18 protein-coding genes and 1 riboswitch are annotated in these 16,493 nt (G+C 72.6%); all 18 genes read left to right on the forward strand.

What is annotated here, in order from left to right; genetic code table 11:
* Positions 1–117: 117 nt before the first annotated feature.
* The 18 genes from mihF (at position 118) to BCF74_RS04490 (ending at position 16,484) form a co-directional block, all read left to right on the forward strand.
* Positions 118–435, forward strand: coding sequence for an integration host factor, actinobacterial type (gene mihF, locus BCF74_RS04405; protein ID WP_106296746.1), 318 nt, complete (start codon positions 118–120; stop codon positions 433–435).
* Entirely contained in the window at positions 432–1,010 is a 579-nt protein-coding gene (gene gmk, locus BCF74_RS04410) for a guanylate kinase (protein ID WP_106296747.1), read from the forward strand. The genes mihF and gmk overlap by 4 nt, the downstream gene beginning before the upstream one ends.
* A gap of 5 nt (positions 1,011–1,015) precedes the next feature.
* Complete coding sequence (rpoZ, locus tag BCF74_RS04415; protein ID WP_106296748.1) at positions 1,016–1,279, forward strand: DNA-directed RNA polymerase subunit omega; 264 nt, start codon at positions 1,016–1,018, stop codon at positions 1,277–1,279.
* 7 nt (positions 1,280–1,286) lie between these two features.
* Entirely contained in the window at positions 1,287–2,651 is a 1,365-nt protein-coding gene (locus BCF74_RS04420) for a bifunctional phosphopantothenoylcysteine decarboxylase/phosphopantothenate synthase (protein ID WP_106296749.1), read from the forward strand.
* Between the two features lie 116 nt (positions 2,652–2,767).
* A complete protein-coding gene (metK, locus tag BCF74_RS04425; RefSeq protein ID WP_106296750.1) occupies positions 2,768–3,988 on the forward strand; it encodes a methionine adenosyltransferase in 1,221 nt (406 codons plus the stop codon).
* A 2-nt stretch (positions 3,989–3,990) separates the two neighbouring features.
* Positions 3,991–4,791 carry an alpha/beta fold hydrolase gene (locus tag BCF74_RS04430; RefSeq protein WP_245889206.1) on the forward strand — a complete coding sequence of 267 codons (801 nt, stop codon included), beginning with the start codon at positions 3,991–3,993 and terminating at the stop codon, positions 4,789–4,791.
* Between the two features lie 10 nt (positions 4,792–4,801).
* Positions 4,802–6,856 (forward strand): primosomal protein N', encoded by a 2,055-nt coding sequence (locus BCF74_RS04435; RefSeq protein WP_106296751.1) that lies wholly within the window; start codon positions 4,802–4,804, stop codon positions 6,854–6,856.
* 353 nt (positions 6,857–7,209) lie between these two features.
* The gene (locus BCF74_RS04440; RefSeq protein WP_106296752.1) at positions 7,210–7,677 is read left to right on the forward strand and encodes an excalibur calcium-binding domain-containing protein; all 468 of its coding nucleotides are present in this window, start codon (positions 7,210–7,212) and stop codon (positions 7,675–7,677) included.
* 61 nt (positions 7,678–7,738) lie between these two features.
* Positions 7,739–8,701, forward strand: coding sequence for a methionyl-tRNA formyltransferase (fmt, locus tag BCF74_RS04445; RefSeq protein WP_106296753.1), 963 nt, complete (start codon positions 7,739–7,741; stop codon positions 8,699–8,701).
* A complete protein-coding gene (locus BCF74_RS04450; protein WP_106296754.1) occupies positions 8,698–10,296 on the forward strand; it encodes a transcription antitermination factor NusB in 1,599 nt (532 codons plus the stop codon). The genes fmt and BCF74_RS04450 overlap by 4 nt, the downstream gene beginning before the upstream one ends.
* A 39-nt stretch (positions 10,297–10,335) precedes the next feature.
* On the forward strand, positions 10,336–10,992 hold the full coding sequence (gene rpe, locus BCF74_RS04455) for a ribulose-phosphate 3-epimerase (RefSeq protein WP_106296755.1): 657 nt from the start codon (positions 10,336–10,338) through the stop codon (positions 10,990–10,992).
* 2 nt (positions 10,993–10,994) lie between these two features.
* Entirely contained in the window at positions 10,995–11,558 is a 564-nt protein-coding gene (locus BCF74_RS04460) for a pentapeptide repeat-containing protein (RefSeq protein WP_106296756.1), read from the forward strand.
* A 216-nt stretch (positions 11,559–11,774) separates the two neighbouring features.
* A riboswitch (FMN riboswitch) is annotated at positions 11,775–11,905 on the forward strand.
* Positions 11,906–12,040: 135 nt separating this feature from the next.
* Positions 12,041–13,096: a bifunctional diaminohydroxyphosphoribosylaminopyrimidine deaminase/5-amino-6-(5-phosphoribosylamino)uracil reductase RibD gene (ribD, locus tag BCF74_RS04465; RefSeq protein WP_106296757.1), complete on the forward strand. Its 1,056-nt coding sequence runs from the start codon at positions 12,041–12,043 to the stop codon at positions 13,094–13,096.
* Positions 13,096–13,761: a riboflavin synthase gene (locus BCF74_RS04470; RefSeq protein ID WP_106296758.1), complete on the forward strand. Its 666-nt coding sequence runs from the start codon at positions 13,096–13,098 to the stop codon at positions 13,759–13,761. The genes ribD and BCF74_RS04470 overlap by 1 nt, the downstream gene beginning before the upstream one ends.
* On the forward strand, positions 13,758–14,459 hold the full coding sequence (gene pnuC, locus BCF74_RS04475) for a nicotinamide riboside transporter PnuC (protein ID WP_106296759.1): 702 nt from the start codon (positions 13,758–13,760) through the stop codon (positions 14,457–14,459). The genes BCF74_RS04470 and pnuC overlap by 4 nt, the downstream gene beginning before the upstream one ends.
* Positions 14,456–15,745, forward strand: coding sequence for a 3,4-dihydroxy-2-butanone-4-phosphate synthase (gene ribB, locus BCF74_RS04480; protein WP_106296760.1), 1,290 nt, complete (start codon positions 14,456–14,458; stop codon positions 15,743–15,745). Before pnuC ends, ribB begins: the two co-directional genes overlap by 4 nt.
* Positions 15,742–16,224: a 6,7-dimethyl-8-ribityllumazine synthase gene (gene ribH / locus BCF74_RS04485; RefSeq protein WP_106296761.1), complete on the forward strand. Its 483-nt coding sequence runs from the start codon at positions 15,742–15,744 to the stop codon at positions 16,222–16,224. The genes ribB and ribH overlap by 4 nt, the downstream gene beginning before the upstream one ends.
* Positions 16,221–16,484 carry a phosphoribosyl-ATP diphosphatase gene (locus BCF74_RS04490; RefSeq protein WP_106296762.1) on the forward strand — a complete coding sequence of 88 codons (264 nt, stop codon included), beginning with the start codon at positions 16,221–16,223 and terminating at the stop codon, positions 16,482–16,484. Before ribH ends, BCF74_RS04490 begins: the two co-directional genes overlap by 4 nt.
* The last annotated feature ends 9 nt before the right edge of the window (positions 16,485–16,493 follow it).

A 16,493-nucleotide genomic window follows, 5' to 3' on the forward strand; every position in this document is an offset into this window, starting at 1 on the left:
CGGAACGTCGCCGTCTCGTGGCGGCGCCCGACTCGGAGTGAACCGGGCCTGACGTGGTTAAATCGCGAGAAAGGCGTTGAGAAGCAGCGCCGACGCACCATACGAAGGACGTTCGACATGGCACTGCCCCCTCTCACCCCGGAGCAACGGTCGGCCGCGCTGGAGAAGGCAGCGCAGGCGCGGAGGGAGCGCGCCGCCGTCAAGAACCGCCTCAAGTACGCCCAGGGCAACCTCGGCGAGGTCATCACCGAAGGGAAGCAGAACGACGTGATCGGCAAGATGCGGGTCTCCGCGCTGCTCGAGTCCATGCCCGGCGTCGGGCGGGTCAAGGCACGCGCCCTCATGGAGGAGATCGGCATCAGCGAGAGCCGCCGCGTCCGCGGCCTCGGACAGAACCAGATCACCGCCCTGCTCGACCGCTTCGGCAAGGCGTGAGCGGGGCCTCCCGGCTCACCGTCCTCGCCGGCCCGACCGCCGTCGGCAAGGGCACGGTCGCGGCGTACGTCCGGGAGCACCACCCCGACGTCTGGCTGTCCGTCTCCGCGACGACGCGCCGGCCGCGACCCGGAGAGGTCGACGGCACGCACTACCACTTCGTGAGCAACGAGGAGTTCGGTCGCATGGTCGACCACGGCGAGCTCCTCGAGTGGGCGACGGTCCACGGGCGGGCGCAGTACGGCACACCGCGCGCTCCTGTCGAGGCGGCCCTGGCGGCCGGTCGGCCGGCGCTGCTCGAGATCGACCTGCAGGGGGCGCGGCAGGTCCGCGAGACCATGCCGGACGCGCTGTTCGTCTTCCTCGCGCCGCCGAGCTGGGACGAGCTCGTCCGCCGGCTCGTCGGCCGCGGCACCGAGACACCCGAGGAGCGGGAGGTCCGGCTGACGACCGCGCGCGCCGAGCTCGCCGCCGCCGAGGAGTTCGACGTCACCATCGTCAACGACGACGTGCAGAGGGCCGCCGACGAACTCGTATCATTGATGCGCACCCCGACTCTGACGAAACGAGACTGATCCCTGTGTCCGGCACCAAGGCCAACCCCATCGGCATCACCAACCCGCCGATCGACGAGCTCCTCACCAAGGCCGACAGCAAGTACGCCCTCGTGCTCTACTCCGCCAAGCGGGCCCGCCAGATCAACGCGTACTACGCCCAGCTCCAGGAGGGCCTGCTCGAGTACGTCGGCCCGCTCGTCGACGCCGAGGTCCACGAGAAGCCGCTGTCCATCGCGCTGCGCGAGATCAACGGCGACCTGCTGACCTCCGAGAAGACCGAGGACTGAGCACCTCGTGCGCGTCGTCCTCGGTGTGGCGGGCGGCATCGCGGCCTACAAGGCCTGCTCGCTGCTGCGCCTGCTCACCGAGAACGGGCACGACGTCACCGTCGTCCCGACCGCGGCGGCGCTGAACTTCGTCGGTGCCCCGACGTGGGCCGCCCTCTCGGGCAAGCCGGTCAGCACCGACGTGTGGAGCAACGTCCACGAGGTGCCGCACGTCCGGCTCGGCCAGGAGGCCGACCTCGTCGTCGTCGCGCCGGCCACCGCTGACCTGCTCGCGAAGGCGGCCACCGGCCAGGCCGACGACCTGCTCACCAACGTCCTGCTCACGGCGCGATGTCCTGTCGTGCTCGCCCCGGCGATGCACACCGAGATGTGGGACCACCCGGCCACGCAGGCCAACGTCGCGACCCTCACTGAGCGCGGCGTGCACGTCGTGCCGCCCGCGAGCGGCCGGCTCACCGGCAAGGACACCGGGCCTGGGCGGCTCCCCGAGCCCGAGGACCTGTATGCCGTGTGCGAGCGTGAGCTCGCCCGCGCCGCCTCAACCCCCGCCGCCTCAACTTTCCCGCCCCATGAGGGAAAGTTGAGTGAGGGAGGGGAAAGGAAGTCGCACCTCGCTCAAGGTTCCGCCATGGGGCGGGAAAGTGGGGATCAGGACCTCATGGGGCGGGAAAGTGGGGACCAGGACCTGCGCGGGCGGCACGTCGTCGTGAGCGCCGGTGGGACCCGCGAGCCGCTCGACCCGGTGCGCTACCTCGGCAACCGCAGCTCCGGCAAGCAGGGGCACGCCCTCGCCGCCGCTGCTGCCGCACGGGGTGCCCGCGTCACGCTCGTCACGACGGCGCCGACCGAGGTGTCCGGCGTCGACATCGTGCCCGTCGAGACCGCGCTCCAGCTGCGCGACGCCGTGCGCGAGGCCGTCGCCGACGATGCCGACGCCGTCGTCATGGCCGCCGCGGTCGCGGACTTCCGTCCCGAGACATACGCGCCGACGAAGATCAAGAAGACCCACGAGGCCCGCGCCGACGGCGGCGAGGACGACTCCGCGCCGACGATCACGCTCGTGCGCAACCCCGACATCCTCGCCGACCTCGTGAGCTCGCGCGGGAGCGGCACGGCTCCGGTCATCGTCGGGTTCGCCGCCGAGACCGGGGACGAGAACGGCTCCGTCCTTGACCACGGCCGCGCCAAGCTCGACCGCAAGGGCTGCGACGTCCTCGTCGTCAACGAGGTCGGTGCCGACAAGACGTTCGGGGCCGACGACAACACCGTCACCGTGCTGCGCCGCGGCAGTGACGACGTCGTCGAGGTCGGCCCGGCCACGAAGGCCGCGGTCGCCGACGCCGTCTGGGACGTCGTCACCACCCTGCTCTGAGGCTCGCCCGCCAGAGCGTGGGCGGGCGGCCCGGCCCGACCGGGCATGCCTTAGATTTGGCCGACCGCCCCGCATTCGGGGGCACGCTCACCATGTCGTCCTGAAGGAGAGTCCACGTGGCTGCACGCCTGTTCACGTCCGAGTCCGTCACCGAAGGACACCCGGACAAGATCTGTGACCAGATCTCGGACTCGATCCTCGACGCCATGCTCGAGCAGGACCCGCGCGCCCGGGTCGCCGTCGAGACGATGGTGACCACGGGGCTCGTGCACGTCGCCGGTGAGGTGACGACCGAGGCCTACGTCGAGATCCCGAAGATCGTGCGTGACACCGTTCTCGGCATCGGCTACGACTCCTCGACCAAGGGCTTCGACGGCGCCTCGTGCGGCGTCGAGGTCTCGATCGGCCAGCAGAGCCCGGACATCGCGCAAGGTGTCGACACGGCATACGAGAACCGCACCGGCGGTGTCGACCCGCTCGACAAGCAGGGCGCCGGCGACCAGGGCCTCATGTTCGGCTACGCGGCGGACGACACCGCCGAGCTCATGCCGCTGCCGATCCACCTCGCCCACCGGCTCGCGGAGCGGCTCACCGCCGTGCGCAAGAGCGAGGAGCTGCCCTACCTGCGTCCCGATGGCAAGACCCAGGTGACGATCTCCTACGAGGGGGACAAGGCCGTCGCCCTCGACACCGTCGTCCTGTCGACGCAGCACGCGGATGGCGTCTCCCTCGACGGCCTGCTCACGCCGGACATCGAGCAGCACGTCATCGCGCCGGTCCTCGCGGAGCTCGCCGATGCGGGTACCGAGCTCGACACCTCGAAGCACCGCACGCTCATCAACCCGACGGGCACCTTCGTCATCGGCGGCCCCATGGGCGACGCCGGCCTCACCGGTCGCAAGATCATCGTCGACACCTACGGCGGCATGGCCCGCCACGGTGGTGGCGCCTTCTCCGGCAAGGACCCGTCGAAGGTCGACCGCTCCGCCGCGTATTCGATGCGCTGGGTCGCCAAGAACATCGTCGCCGCCGGACTCGCCCGCCGCTGCGAGGTCCAGGTCGCCTACGCCATCGGCAAGGCGCAGCCGGTCGGCCTCTACGTCGAGACGTTCGGCACCGAGACGGCGCCGCTGGACAAGATCCAGGACGCCATCTCGTCGGTGTTCGACCTGCGCCCGGCCGCGATCGTCGACCAGCTCGACCTGCTGCGCCCGATCTACAAGCCCACCGCGGCCTACGGTCACTTCGGCCGGACGCACGCGGACGGCGTCGAGAACGCCTTCACGTGGGAGCGCACCGACCGCGTCGAGGATCTCCAGCGCGCCGTCAAGGGCTGAGTTTGAGCACTCACGCGGCGGCCCCGCTCCTCGCCCACGACGACGTGGGGAGCGGGGCCGCCGTCGTCCTACTGCACGCCGGTGTCGCCGATCGCGGCATGTGGGCGCCTCTCCTGCCGGCGCTGAGCGCCCGCCGCCGCGTCGTGGCGCCCGACCTGCGCGGCTTCGGCGACACGCCACTGGTGGCAGGGGAGTACTCCGAGGCCGACGACGTGCTCCGCCTCCTCGACGTCCTCGGCATCGGACAGGCGACCCTCGTGGGTGCCTCGCTGGGCGGCCGGGTCGCCCTCGAGATCGCGTCGCGACACCCGGACCGCGTCCGCTCGTTGGCCCTGGTGTGCCCGGCCTACCGCGGCCTTCAGGTCACCGACCAGGTCGTCATCGAGTTTGGCGAGCGTGAGGACGAGCTGCTCGCGGCCGGTGACGTCGACGGCGCGGTCGCCCTCAACGTCGACACGTGGGTCGGTCCCGAGGCTGACGCGGAGGCCCGCGCGGACATCGCGCGGATGCAGCGGCGAGCCTTCGAGGTCCAGCTGGCGGCCGAGGCCCTCGAACCGCCGCCCCAGCCGGCGCGCGTCGAGGTCGACGCGACGGCGATCTGGATTCCCACGGTCGTGTTCTCCGGTGCCCACGACGCTCCCCACTTCCGTGAGGCCGCGGCCCTGCTCGCGAGTCGGATCGAGAGTTCGCTGCTCGTCGAGCTGCCGTGGGCCGGGCACCTGCCGTCGGTCGAGCGCCCCCAAGAGATGGCCGACCTGCTCCTGCAGCACCTCGAGCACGGGCCTGTCCGCCCGGTCGTCTAGTTTCGGGCGGGTGAGCGCATCGGACGAGGGGACCCAGCTGGAGCTGATCCAGCCGTCCGCTCGCGCGCGCCCGAAGCCGAAGTCCGGCGGCGAGCCCATCGCTGAGACCGACCCCGTGGCGAGTGTCCTCGTCGACACCGGGCTCGCGCACCTCGACCGACCCTTCGAGTACCTCGTGCCCGCGTCCATGTCCGACGAGGTCGTGCCGGGGGTCCGCGTCAAGGTGCGCTTCGCCGGTCAGGACCTCGACGGGTTCGTCGTCAGCCGGGCCGCCGAGCCCGACCACGAGGGTCGCCTCGCGACGATCCGCCGCCTCGTCTCGCCGGAGCCGGTGCTCACGCCGGAGGTGCTCGAGACCGCTCGCGCGGTGGCCCGACGGTACGGCGGCGCCGTCGGGGACGTGCTGCGCCTCGCGGTGCCGCCCCGGCATGCGGCTGCCGAGAAGGCCCTGCCGGCCGACGCACCCGCGGTGGACCCGCTCCCCGAGGCGGGGGAGTCGGCCGCGTGGGAGCCGTATGCCGGTGGGCCGGCCTTCGTGGCGCGCGTGGGTTCGGGGGAGGCGCCGGCGGCGTCACTGCTGGCGGCGCCGACGACGGACCCGACGGCGGACTGGCCCCGACTGCTCGCCGACGCGGCCGCAGCCGCACTCGAGGGCGACCGGGGCAGCGTCATCGTCGTGCCCGACGGCCGGGACGTGGCCCGAGTCGACGCGGCCCTCACCGAGCGGCTCGGGAAGGGTCGCCACGCGCGGCTCACGGCCGACCAAGGACCACAGGCGCGTTACACGGCATACCTCAAGGTGTTGCGGGGGCACGTGCGCGTCGTCGTCGGGACCCGCGCGGCGGCGTTTGCCCCGGTCCGTGACCTCGGACTCGTCGCGTGGTGGGACGACGGCGACGACCTCCACGACGAGATGCGCGCGCCCTACCCCCACGTCCGCGAGGTCCTGCGCACCCGCGCGGGCATCGAGGGTGCGGCGCTGCTGAGCGCAGGGTTCACGCGGACGGCGGCGCTGGCCCAGTGGGTCGATGACGGGGTGGTGGTCCCGCTCGAAGCGTCGCGAAACCTGTTGCGCCGCAACGTTGCTCGTGTCCGGATCGCCGGTGAGGGAGCCGACCTGGCTCGCGACCCCGCGGCCGCGCGAGCTCACCTGCCGAGCCTCGCGTGGCAGGTGGCCAAGGATGCGCTCACGCGCGGACCGGTGTTGGTGCAGGTGCCACGACGGGGCTACCTGCCGTCACTGTCGTGCCTGGAGTGCCGTCGCCCGGCGCGCTGCCGGGTGTGCTCGGGGCCACTGGCGCTGACGGGTCCGGGGCACCCGCCGACGTGCCGCTGGTGTGGGGCGGTGGAGACGAGGTTCGAGTGCCCCCACTGCGGCTCGACGCGGCTGCGCTCCTCCGTGGTCGGCGCGCGCCGGACCGCCGAGGAGCTGGGCCGCGCCTTCCCGGGGGTGCCGGTCACGACCTCGGGTGCCGGCTCGGTCGTCGACGCGGTCGACGACCGCCCGCGGCTCGTCATCTCGACTCCCGGCGCCGAGCCGGTGGCCGAGGGTGGGTATGCCGCGTGCCTCCTTCTCGATGCGTGGGCGCTGCTCGACCGGCCCTCGCTCGACGCCTCCGAGGAGGCGTTGCGCCGCTGGTGCGGTGCGCTGGGGCTGACCCGTGGCGCAGCCGACGGCGGTGTCGCGGTGCTCGCCGGCGCGCCGACCCACGCCACCGTCCCTGCCGTCGAGGCGCTCGTGCGGTGGGACCCGGCGTGGTTCGCCGAGCGTGAGCTGGCGGAGCGCCGGGGCCTGTCCCTGCCGCCCACGGCCCGGGTCGCGGCGCTCACCGGCCCGCGCGACGCGCTGCGCGCGGCGGTCGAGTCGATGAGGCTGGGCGACTCGGTGCAGGTGCTCGGGCCACTGCCGCGCGACGAGGGCGTCGAACGGGTGGTGCTGACGGCCCCGCTCGCGGACGGTGGGGCACTGGCCGCCGAGGTGGCTGCGATGCGCGCTCGCCGCTCGGCCGGCAAGGAGACGGCGACGGTGACGGCCCGGCTCGATCCTCGCGACCCCGCTGGTTGAGGTTTAGAGCCCCCGGCTCTCGAGATCGGGTGACACGCCGGTTCCCGAACGGCATCCCGGGCGTATCTCCCGATCTCGACGCGGTTGGCACTCGACAGGCGAGACTCGGCGCGCGGTCCTAGGGTGGGGGTCGGAGCAACGACGCTCCGGACGTGCGTGGACCAGGGGGTCCGATGGCCGATCGCTTCAACCCTGCTCCCGGTTGGCCGGTGCCGCCGTCGGGATGGATACCGCCGAAGGGCTGGGCGCCTGATCCCGCGTGGCCCACCGCCCCGGCTGGATGGAACTTCTGGTTGGACGAGGAGGGTGCATCGACGGCCGGCCCGCCAGGCCTGTTCGGGCACGACCCGGCGATGGGAGGCACCCGACGGGGCAAGCGCGAGGCGGCACTCGGGTGCGGGTGCCTCGGACTCGTCCTCCTCGGTCTGCTGGCCACCTGCTCGGCCGTCCTCGGCGACGACACGGAGTCGACACCCGCCACCACCGTGACGGCGACGGCCACAAGCACCGAGCCCGCCCCGACGTTGACGGCGACCGTGACGGCGACTGTGACAGCCACCCCAGCGGCTCGCCCAACGGCGCCCGTGCCCCTGCAGTCGGTGCCGCGCTCCACGTCACCACCACGGACCCCGGTGCCACCGCGGACGACGGCCCCGCGACCTCGTACGACTGCACCGGCACCACCTCCCGAGGAGAACGACGTCTACTACGGGTCGTGCGCGGAGGCCCGTGCCGCGGGCGCGGCACCCTTGTATGCCGGTGAGCCCGGTTATCGCGCTGGGCTCGACCGGGACAAGGACGGCGTCGCCTGCGAGTCGTAGCCGGAGCGGCCCTTCGTAGACTGGCCCGCGTGACGAGCCGAGACCGCGTGGACCCGACCCGATGAGGCTGGTGTTCGCGGGAACCCCAGAGACCGCCGTCCCGTCACTCGAGGCGCTGATCGCCTCCGACCACGAGGTGGTGGCGGTCGTCACTCGACCTGACGCCCGGTCGGGTCGCGGCCGCACGCTCCAGCCCTCGCCGGTCAAGGCTGTCGCCCTGGAACGCGGCATCGAGGTCCTCACCCCCGCGAGTCCGCGCGACCCCGAGTTCCAGGCGCGGCTGCGCGAGCTCGGGCCCGACGCCTGCCCGGTCGTCGCGTACGGCGCGCTCCTCCCGCGAGAGGTCCTCGACATCCCCGCGCACGGCTGGGTCAACCTGCACTTCTCCGTGCTGCCCGCGTGGCGAGGCGCGGCGCCCGTCCAGCGCGCCATCATGGCCGGCGACGAGACGACGGGAGCGAGCACCTTCGTCATCGAGGAGGGGCTCGACACCGGCCCCGTCCTCGGCGTGATGACCGAGACGATCCGTCCCGACGACACCGCCGGCACCCTCCTCGACCGGCTCGCCGACGCCGGAGCCGGCCTGCTCGTCGCGACGATGGACGGTCTCGAGGCAGGACGGCTCACCCCGGTCCCACAGCCGAGCGAGGGCGTCTCGCACGCCGCGAAGCTCACGAGCGCGGACGCCGAGGTGACGTGGACGGTGCCGGCGTATGCCGTCGACCGTCACGTCCGTGGGTGCACTCCGGCCCCGGGCGCGTGGACGACCTTCCGTGGCGAGCGGCTCGGGATAGGGCCGGTGACCGTGGCGGCGGCCGACGCGGTGCCGTCGGGCGAGAAGGTGCCGGCTCCGGGGGAGATCGTCGCGACGAAGCGGGCCGTCCACGTCGGTACCGCCTCCGGAGTGGTCACCCTCGGTGAGGTCCGGCCACACGGCAAGAGGGCCATGCCGGCGGCGGACTGGGCCCGCGGTGTGCGCATCGAGCCCGGCGAGGTCTTCGCCGGCAGTGAGGTGACGTCATGAGCGAATCGCGCTCGCAAGGTGCCGGTCGACCCGACCGGTCGCGACCCCGGCGGCCGCGCGACGAGCAACGGGGTGGCGCGCCGCAGGGCGGTCGACGGCAGGGCGATCGACAGCAGAGCAGCGGGCGGCAGGGTGGCGGTCCACCCCAGCGCCAGCAGCGCTCGCGGCAGAAGCCGAGCGAACGCGCGAAGCGCGCGGAACCGGCGCGCTTCGCGGCATACACGCTCCTGCGGGCCGTCGCGGAGGGCGGCTACGCCAACCTCGAGTTCCCCGCGATCATCCGACGGCACCGGCTCGACACCCGGGACGCGGCGTTCGCGACCGAGCTGGGATTCGGCACCCTGCGGATGCAGGGGTTCTACGACGCCGTTATCGCGGCCGCGGCGGACCGGCCGACCTCACGCATCGACACCGGTGTGCTCGACGTCCTGCGTCTCGGCGCCCACCAGCTCCTCGGCATGCGGGTGCCGGTCCACGCGGCTGCCGACCAGACCGTGGGGCTCGCGCGCACCGTGAGTGGTGCCGGGGCCAGCGGCTTCGTCAACGCGGTGATGCGTCGGGTCAGTGAGGCGACACGAGACGAGTGGCTCGCGCGCGTCGTGCCGGAGGGTGGGGGAGCCGCCGCGCTCGCGGTCGAGTACTCCCACCCGGAGTGGGTCGTCACCGCACTGCGCGGAGCCCTCATCGGACACGGACGGGCGACCGCCGAGGCCGTCGACACCGAGCTGCGCACCCTCCTGGAGGCCGACAACACCCCGGCCCGGGTGAGCCTCGTGGCCCGGCCCGGTCTCGCGTCGGTCGACGAGCTCGTCCAGGCCGGCGCGTCCGCGAGCGAGACCTCGCCGATCGGTGCGGTGCTCTCCGGTGGTGACCCCAGCGGGGTGACCGCCGTGCGCGAGCGTCGTGCCGCCGTTCAGGACGAGGGCTCCCAGCTGCTCGCGCTCGCTCTGGCCGCCGTGCCGGTCGCTGACGGCGTGCCGCGGCGTTGGCTCGACCTGTGCGCGGGGCCGGGCGGCAAGAGCGGCGTCCTCGGCGCACTCGCGCTCGAGGCCGGCGCCGACCTCGTCGCGGTCGAGGTGAGCGATCACCGTGCGGACTTGGTTCGCTCGACCCTGGAGCCGATCACGTTGCGCGCCAAGGCTTCCGGCGTCTCCGTCGAGGTGCGGACCGCGGACGGTCGCGAGGTCGGCGACGCCGAGCCCGCGGCATACGGGCGCGTCCTCGTCGATGCTCCCTGCACCGGTCTCGGCGCGCTTCGACGCCGTCCGGAGGCGCGGTGGCGGCGCCAGCCCGGTGACCTCGCCCAGCTCGGGCCGCTGCAGCGCGACCTGCTGCGGTCGGCCATCGACGCTGTGGCGCCCGGTGGGGTGGTCGGCTACGCGACGTGCAGCCCGCACCCGGCCGAGACGACGTTCGTCGTGCGCGACGTCCTCAAGAAGCGAGACGACATCGAGGTCATCGACGCCCGGCCGTTCTTCCGGGATGCGTCGGGTGGGGAGCTGCACGACCTCGGTGACGGGCCAGCGGTACAGCTGTGGCCGCACGTGCACGGCACCGACGCGATGTTCCTGACGCTGCTGCGCAAGAAGGGCTGACGGTCGTCGCGGGTTCCGCGGCTGGATAGGGTTCGGCTCGTGCAGATCTCCCCGTCGATCCTCTCCGCCGACTTCGCCAACCTCCAGACCGAGCTCGACGCGATCTCGAACGCGGACTGGGCGCACGTCGACGTCATGGACAACCACTTCGTCCCGAACCTCACCCTCGGGCTGCCGGTCGTCGAGTCCCTGCTCAAGGTGTCGCCGATCCCGCTCGACTGCCACCTCATGATCACCGACCCCGACCGGTGGGCGCCCGGCTACGCCGAGGCCGGGGCGCAGTCGGTGACCTTCCACGTCGAGGCGGCTCGCGACCCGCGCAGCCTGGCACGGACGCTGCGGTCGGCCGGTGCCCGCGCGGGGATGGCGATCAAGCCGGGGACGCCGTGGAAGCCGTACGAGGACCTGCTGCCGGACCTCGACATGGTGCTCGTCATGACCGTCGAGCCGGGCTTCGGCGGACAGTCGTTCATGGCCGACCAGCTGCCCAAGGTGCGCGAGGTCCGCGAGGCCGTACGGCGGCACGGCGGCGACGTCTGGGTCCAGGTCGACGGGGGAGTGTCGGCGTCGACGATCGAGCAGTGCGCCGAGGCGGGGGCTGACGTCTTCGTCGCTGGTTCGGCGGTGTATGGCGCGGAGGTCGCCGCGGTCGCCGTGGACGAGCTGCGTTCTCTCGCAACGGCGCACGCGCACTGACAATGGAGCCGTCGACGCTGGACTCGCTTGATCCCGGCGAGGTGCTGCGTGGTCGTGAGGTCGTCGGCGCAGAGCTGGAGGGGCTCACGTGGGAGCGCACGAAGATCGTGGGCTGCACGTTCGAAGAGTGCACCTTCACGGCCTGCAACCTGTCGATGACGGTCCTCACCGACACCCGGTTCGTCGACTGCACCTTCGTCGGGTGCAAGCTGCTGGCCCTCAACTGGACGGCGACCGGAGCGGGTTCGCTTCTGGCACAGCCGATCCGGTTCGAACGGTGTCGCCTCGACGGGGCGACTTTCGCAGGCATGGACCTCACCGGGTTCACCTTCCGCGACTGCCAGCTCGTCGACGTCGACTTTACCGAGGCCGAGCTGCGTCGCGCGGACCTCGGCGGGAGCGACCTCTCCGGGGCGCGGTTCAGCGGCACCGACCTGCGTGAGGCCGATCTGCGTGGCACCCGGGGCCTCGCCCTCGACCCGCGCGACAACCGGCTCACCGGTGCCCGAGTCGACCTCGACGCCGCACCGGGCCTGCTCTCGGTCTTCGGCATCACCATCGACTGACTCCCGACTGATTGCCGGTTCCGTGCGCCGGGGCTGACCGGAACGGGCAATCAGTGGGGTTTGGCGCGACCGGAACGGGCAATCAGTGGAGTCGGGCGCGACCGGAACGGGCAATCAGTGGGGTTTGGCGCGACCGGAACGGGCAATAAGTCGCAGTGGGGGAGGTCACGGTGGACGGGGCAGCAGCGCTCGGTGACCCTGCGGCATACTGGGCGCCGACGTGCTCCGGGGTCGGTGCAATTCCGAACCGGCGGTGACAGTCCGCGACCCGGCCGCAGCCAGCGGCCGGTTGACCAGGTGGAACTCCTGGACCGACGGTGAAAGTCCGGATGGTAGGCAGCACGTGACAGCGGGACCCTCGCGAGAGGGTCGCGTCGCACGACGGCACGGTCCCATCGGCCCGCCCGACCACCGACGACGCCGAGCCGCACCGCACGTCCCCCGGAGCTCGACCGACAGGTCTGGAGCACGAGGAACGGGACATGCAGGATCAGCGCACGAGCGACATCGAGTGGATGCGCCGTGCCCTCACGCTCGCCGAGCGCGGGCCGGAGGCCGACGCCAACCCCCGTGTCGGCTGCGTCCTCGTCGGCGCTGATGGTGAGCTCGTCGCCGAGGGCTGGCACGACGGTGCCGGCACACCCCACGCGGAAGCCGCCGCCCTCGCGGCCGCAGGTGACCGCGCGTCCGGCGCCACGGCATACGTCACGCTCGAGCCCTGCCACCACGGCGGCCGCACCGGGCCCTGCTCCCGCGCCCTCGCGGCTGCCGGCGTCACGCGCGTCGTGTATGCCGTGAGCGACCCGAACGTCGCGGCCGCCGGGGGCGCGACGTGGCTGGGTGAGCAGGGTGTCGCCGTCGAGGGCGGGGTCCTCGAGGACGAGGCGACGGCGCTCAACCGCACCTGGCTGCACAGCGTCCGGACCGGTCGCCCCTGGGTGACGTGGAAGCTCGCCAGCACGCTCGACGGGCGCAGCGCCGCGGCCGACGGAACGAGCCAGTGGATCACCGGCCCCGAGGCCCGCGCCGACGTGCACGAGCGCCGCGCCCGCTGCGGAGCGATCCTCGTCGGTACCGGCACCGCGCTCACGGACGACCCGCACCTCACGGCTCGCCGCCCCGACGGCACGCTCCACGACCGCCAGCCGCTGCGGGTCGTGCTGGGCCAACGCGACCTGCCGACGACTGCCCGCGTCCTCGACGACGCAGCTCCAACACTGCACCTGCGGACCCGCAGGGCCCAGGACGCCCTTGCCGAGCTGGCACGGCGGGACGTTCACCACGTCTGGCTCGAGGGCGGGCCGACGCTGGCCGCCGCGTTCCTCGCCGACGGGCTCGTCGACGAGGTCGTGGCCTACGTCGCGCCGGCGTTCCTCGGGCGCGGACGCCCGTCGGTGAGCGACCTCGGCATCACGACCATGGCCGACATCCTGCGGCTCGAGCCGGCGGACATGGCCTTCGTCGGCCAGGACATCCGCATCACCGCGACCATCCCCACACCCGGCCATCACCCCACGGACCTGGAGGCAGACACCTGATGTTCACCGGAATCGTTGAGGAGCTCGGCCGCGTCGAGCGGATCGACCACGCCGAGGAGTCGGCGCGGCTCACCCTGCGGGGGCCACTCGTCGTCAGCGACACGACGCACGGCGCGTCCATCGCCGTCAACGGCGTCTGCCTCACCGTCGTCGAGCACGACGCCGACGAGGGCTGGTTCAGCGTCGACGTCATGGCGGAGACGTTGTCCCGCACCGGCATCGGCGACCTCGGCCCCGGCAGCCCGGTCAACCTCGAGCGGGCCATGGCGCTGAACGGCCGCTTCGGTGGGCACGTGGTCCAGGGTCACGTCGACGGCACGAGCACCGTCCTCGCCCGCCGGCCCGGCGACCGCTGGGAGGTCGTCACCTTCACGCTGCCACCCGCCCTGGCTCCCTACGTCGTCGAGAAGGGGTCGATCACGCTCGACGGGGTAAGCCTCACCGTGTCCGCGGTCGCCGACACCACCTTCGAGGTCTCGCTCATCCCAACGACGCTCGAGCTGACGACCCTCGGTCACCGCGCCGTCGGCGACAGCGTCAACGTCGAGGTCGACGTGCTCGCGAAGTACGTCGAGCGCCTGCTCGCCACCCACACCACCCACGCAGCACCCGCCATCCCTGCCACGGCGTCCCACGCCACACCCACAACGGAGGTCCCCGCATGAACTGGCTCGAGCGTCTCTTCGAGGCCCAGCTGACGATCGGCAGCTCGCACATCCTCTGGCGCGAGATCATCGGCAACGCCTTCGGCTTCGCCTCCGCCATCGGCGGCATGCGTCGCCGCGTCTGGGCCTGGCCGGTCGGCATCATCGGCAACGTCCTGCTCTTCACCGTCTTCTTCGGTGTCGCGTTCACCAACCCGCAGAACCAGACGCTCTACGGGCAGGCCGGGCGGCAGGTGTTCTTCATCCTCACGAGCGTCTACGGCTGGTGGCGTTGGCAGCAGCACCGCAACGCCCGCGGCGGCGACGAGCACGCCATCACCCCGCGCTGGGCGACGATGCGCGAGCGGGCGGCCTACGTCGGCGTCTGGGTCGCCGGGGTCGTCATCGGTCAGTGGCTCTTCGCGACAATCGGCACGAACTGGCCTGCGCCTCGCTGGTACTTCTGGTGCGACGCGTGGATCTTCGTCGGCTCGATGCTCGCGACCTACGCGATGGCCCGCGGCTGGAACGACTTCTGGCTCATGTGGATCGCCGTCGACCTCGTCGGCGTGCCGCTGCTGTGGCACAGCAAGTTCTACCCGTCCGCGATCCTGTATGCCGTGTATGGCGCCCTCGTCCTCTACGGCTTCACGGTGTGGCTCAAGGCCTCTCGCGAGGAGAAGGACCCCCAGCCCGAGCTGACGGAGGCGATCTCGTGACCGCCCCGGCGACGCCATCCACGCCCACGACGGCACCGGGTGCGCTGTCGACGGTCGACGATGCCCTCGACGCCCTGCGCGCCGGGCGCCCCGTCCTCGTCCTCGACGACGAGGACCGCGAGAACGAGGGCGATGTCGTCCTCGCCGCGCAGACCCTGACGGACGCGTGGATGGCCTGGACCATCCGGCACTCCTCGGGGTACGTCTGCGCCCCGGTCCCGGCCGAGCTCGCCGACCGCCTCGACCTGCCGCCGATGGTGCGGGAGAACGAGGACCGGCTGCGGACGGCATACACGGTCACCGTCGACGCCGCGACAGGCGTCAGCACGGGGATCAGCGCCGCGGACCGTGCCCACACGGTCCGCACCCTCGCCGACCCGGCGACGACCGCGACGGACCTCGTCCGCCCCGGCCACGTCGTTCCGCTGCGGGCGCGCTCCGGGGGAGTGCTGGCTCGCCGCGGGCACACCGAGGCGGCCGTCGACCTGTGTCGCCTCGCCGGTCTCGAGCCCGTCGGCGCGATCGCCGAGCTCACCCACGACGACGGCACGATGATGCGCACGCCCGCCGTCCTCGAGCTCGGTGCCGCGCACGACCTGCCGGTCGTCACGATCGAGCAGCTCGTCGCCCACCGCCAGCGTCACGACCGGGTGCTCCGGCACGCCACGACGACGCTGCCGACGGCGGACGGCACGTTCACCGTGCACGCCTACCGCGACGCCCTCACCGGCGACGAGCACCTCGCGCTCGTCAGCCCGCGCGGGCTGCTCGCCGACGCCGGACCCGTGCTGGCCCGACTGCACAGCGAGTGCCTCACCGGCGACGTCCTCGGCTCGGCCCGCTGCGACTGCGGTCCACAGCTGCGCCGGGCGCAGGCGCGCATCGCCCGCGAAGGTGGCGTCGTGGTCTACGTCCGCGGCCACGAGGGCCGGGGTGTCGGCCTCGCCGACAAGATCGCCGCGTATGCCGTCCAGGACACCGGTGCGGACACCGTCGCCGCGCAGGAGGCCCTGGGGCTGCCCGTCGACGCGCGCGACTACGCCGCGGCGACCGCGATCCTGCACGACCTCGGGGTCAGCGACGTTCGGCTCATGACGAACAACCCCGCCAAGGTCGAGGGCGTCCGCGCCGCCGGCATCGCCGTGTCCGGCGTCGAGCGCCACCAGGTGGCCCCGGTGGCGACGAACGCGGCATACCTGCGCGCGAAGCGCGACCGGCTCGGCCACGACCTCGTCCTCGACGCGAGCGACGAGCCCCGTCGCAGCACGCACGAGGTGAGCGCATGAAGGCCGGCGCCCCCGAGGTCACCGTCGACGGCACCGGACTGCGCGTCGCCGTCATCGCCGCCTCGTGGCACGACGTCGTCATGAGCGGGCTCATCGACGGCGCCACCCGCGCGCTGGCCGCGAGTGGGCTCCCCGATGCCCCGGTCCTCCGCGTCCCCGGCACCGTCGAGCTGTCCGTCGCCGCCGCCCGGCTCGCTCCGACCCACGACGCGCTCGTCGCCCTGGGTGTGGTCATCCGCGGTGGCACACCGCACTTCGACTACGTGTGCAGCGGCGTGACCCACGGCCTCACCGACGTCAGCACCCGCACCGGGGTGCCGGTCGGGTTCGGAGTCCTCACCTGCGACACCGAGGAGCAGGCGCTCGACCGCGCCGGGCTACCCGGGTCGAGCGAGGACAAGGGCGCCGAGGCGGTACTGGCCGCCGTCGCGACCGCTGTCACGTTGCGCACAGTCGCCCCTCGTACGATTGGCGCGTGAAGACCTTCGACGCCCTCTTCGCCGAGCTCTCCGAGAAGGCCGTGACCCGGCCTGCGGGCTCGGGCACCGTCGCGCAGCTCGACGCCGGCGTGCATGCCATCGGCAAGAAGGTCGTCGAAGAGGCCGCCGAGGTGTGGATGGCGGCCGAGCACGAGGGTGACGAGCGCACGGCCGAGGAGATCTCGCAGCTGCTCTACCACCTCCAGGTCCTCATGGTCGCCAAGGGCATCACCCTCGACGACGTCTACGCCCACCTCTGACCGCAAGGC

It is taken from the genome of Knoellia remsis (assembly GCF_003002895.1).
GTDB lineage: Bacteria > Actinomycetota > Actinomycetes > Actinomycetales > Dermatophilaceae > Knoellia > Knoellia remsis.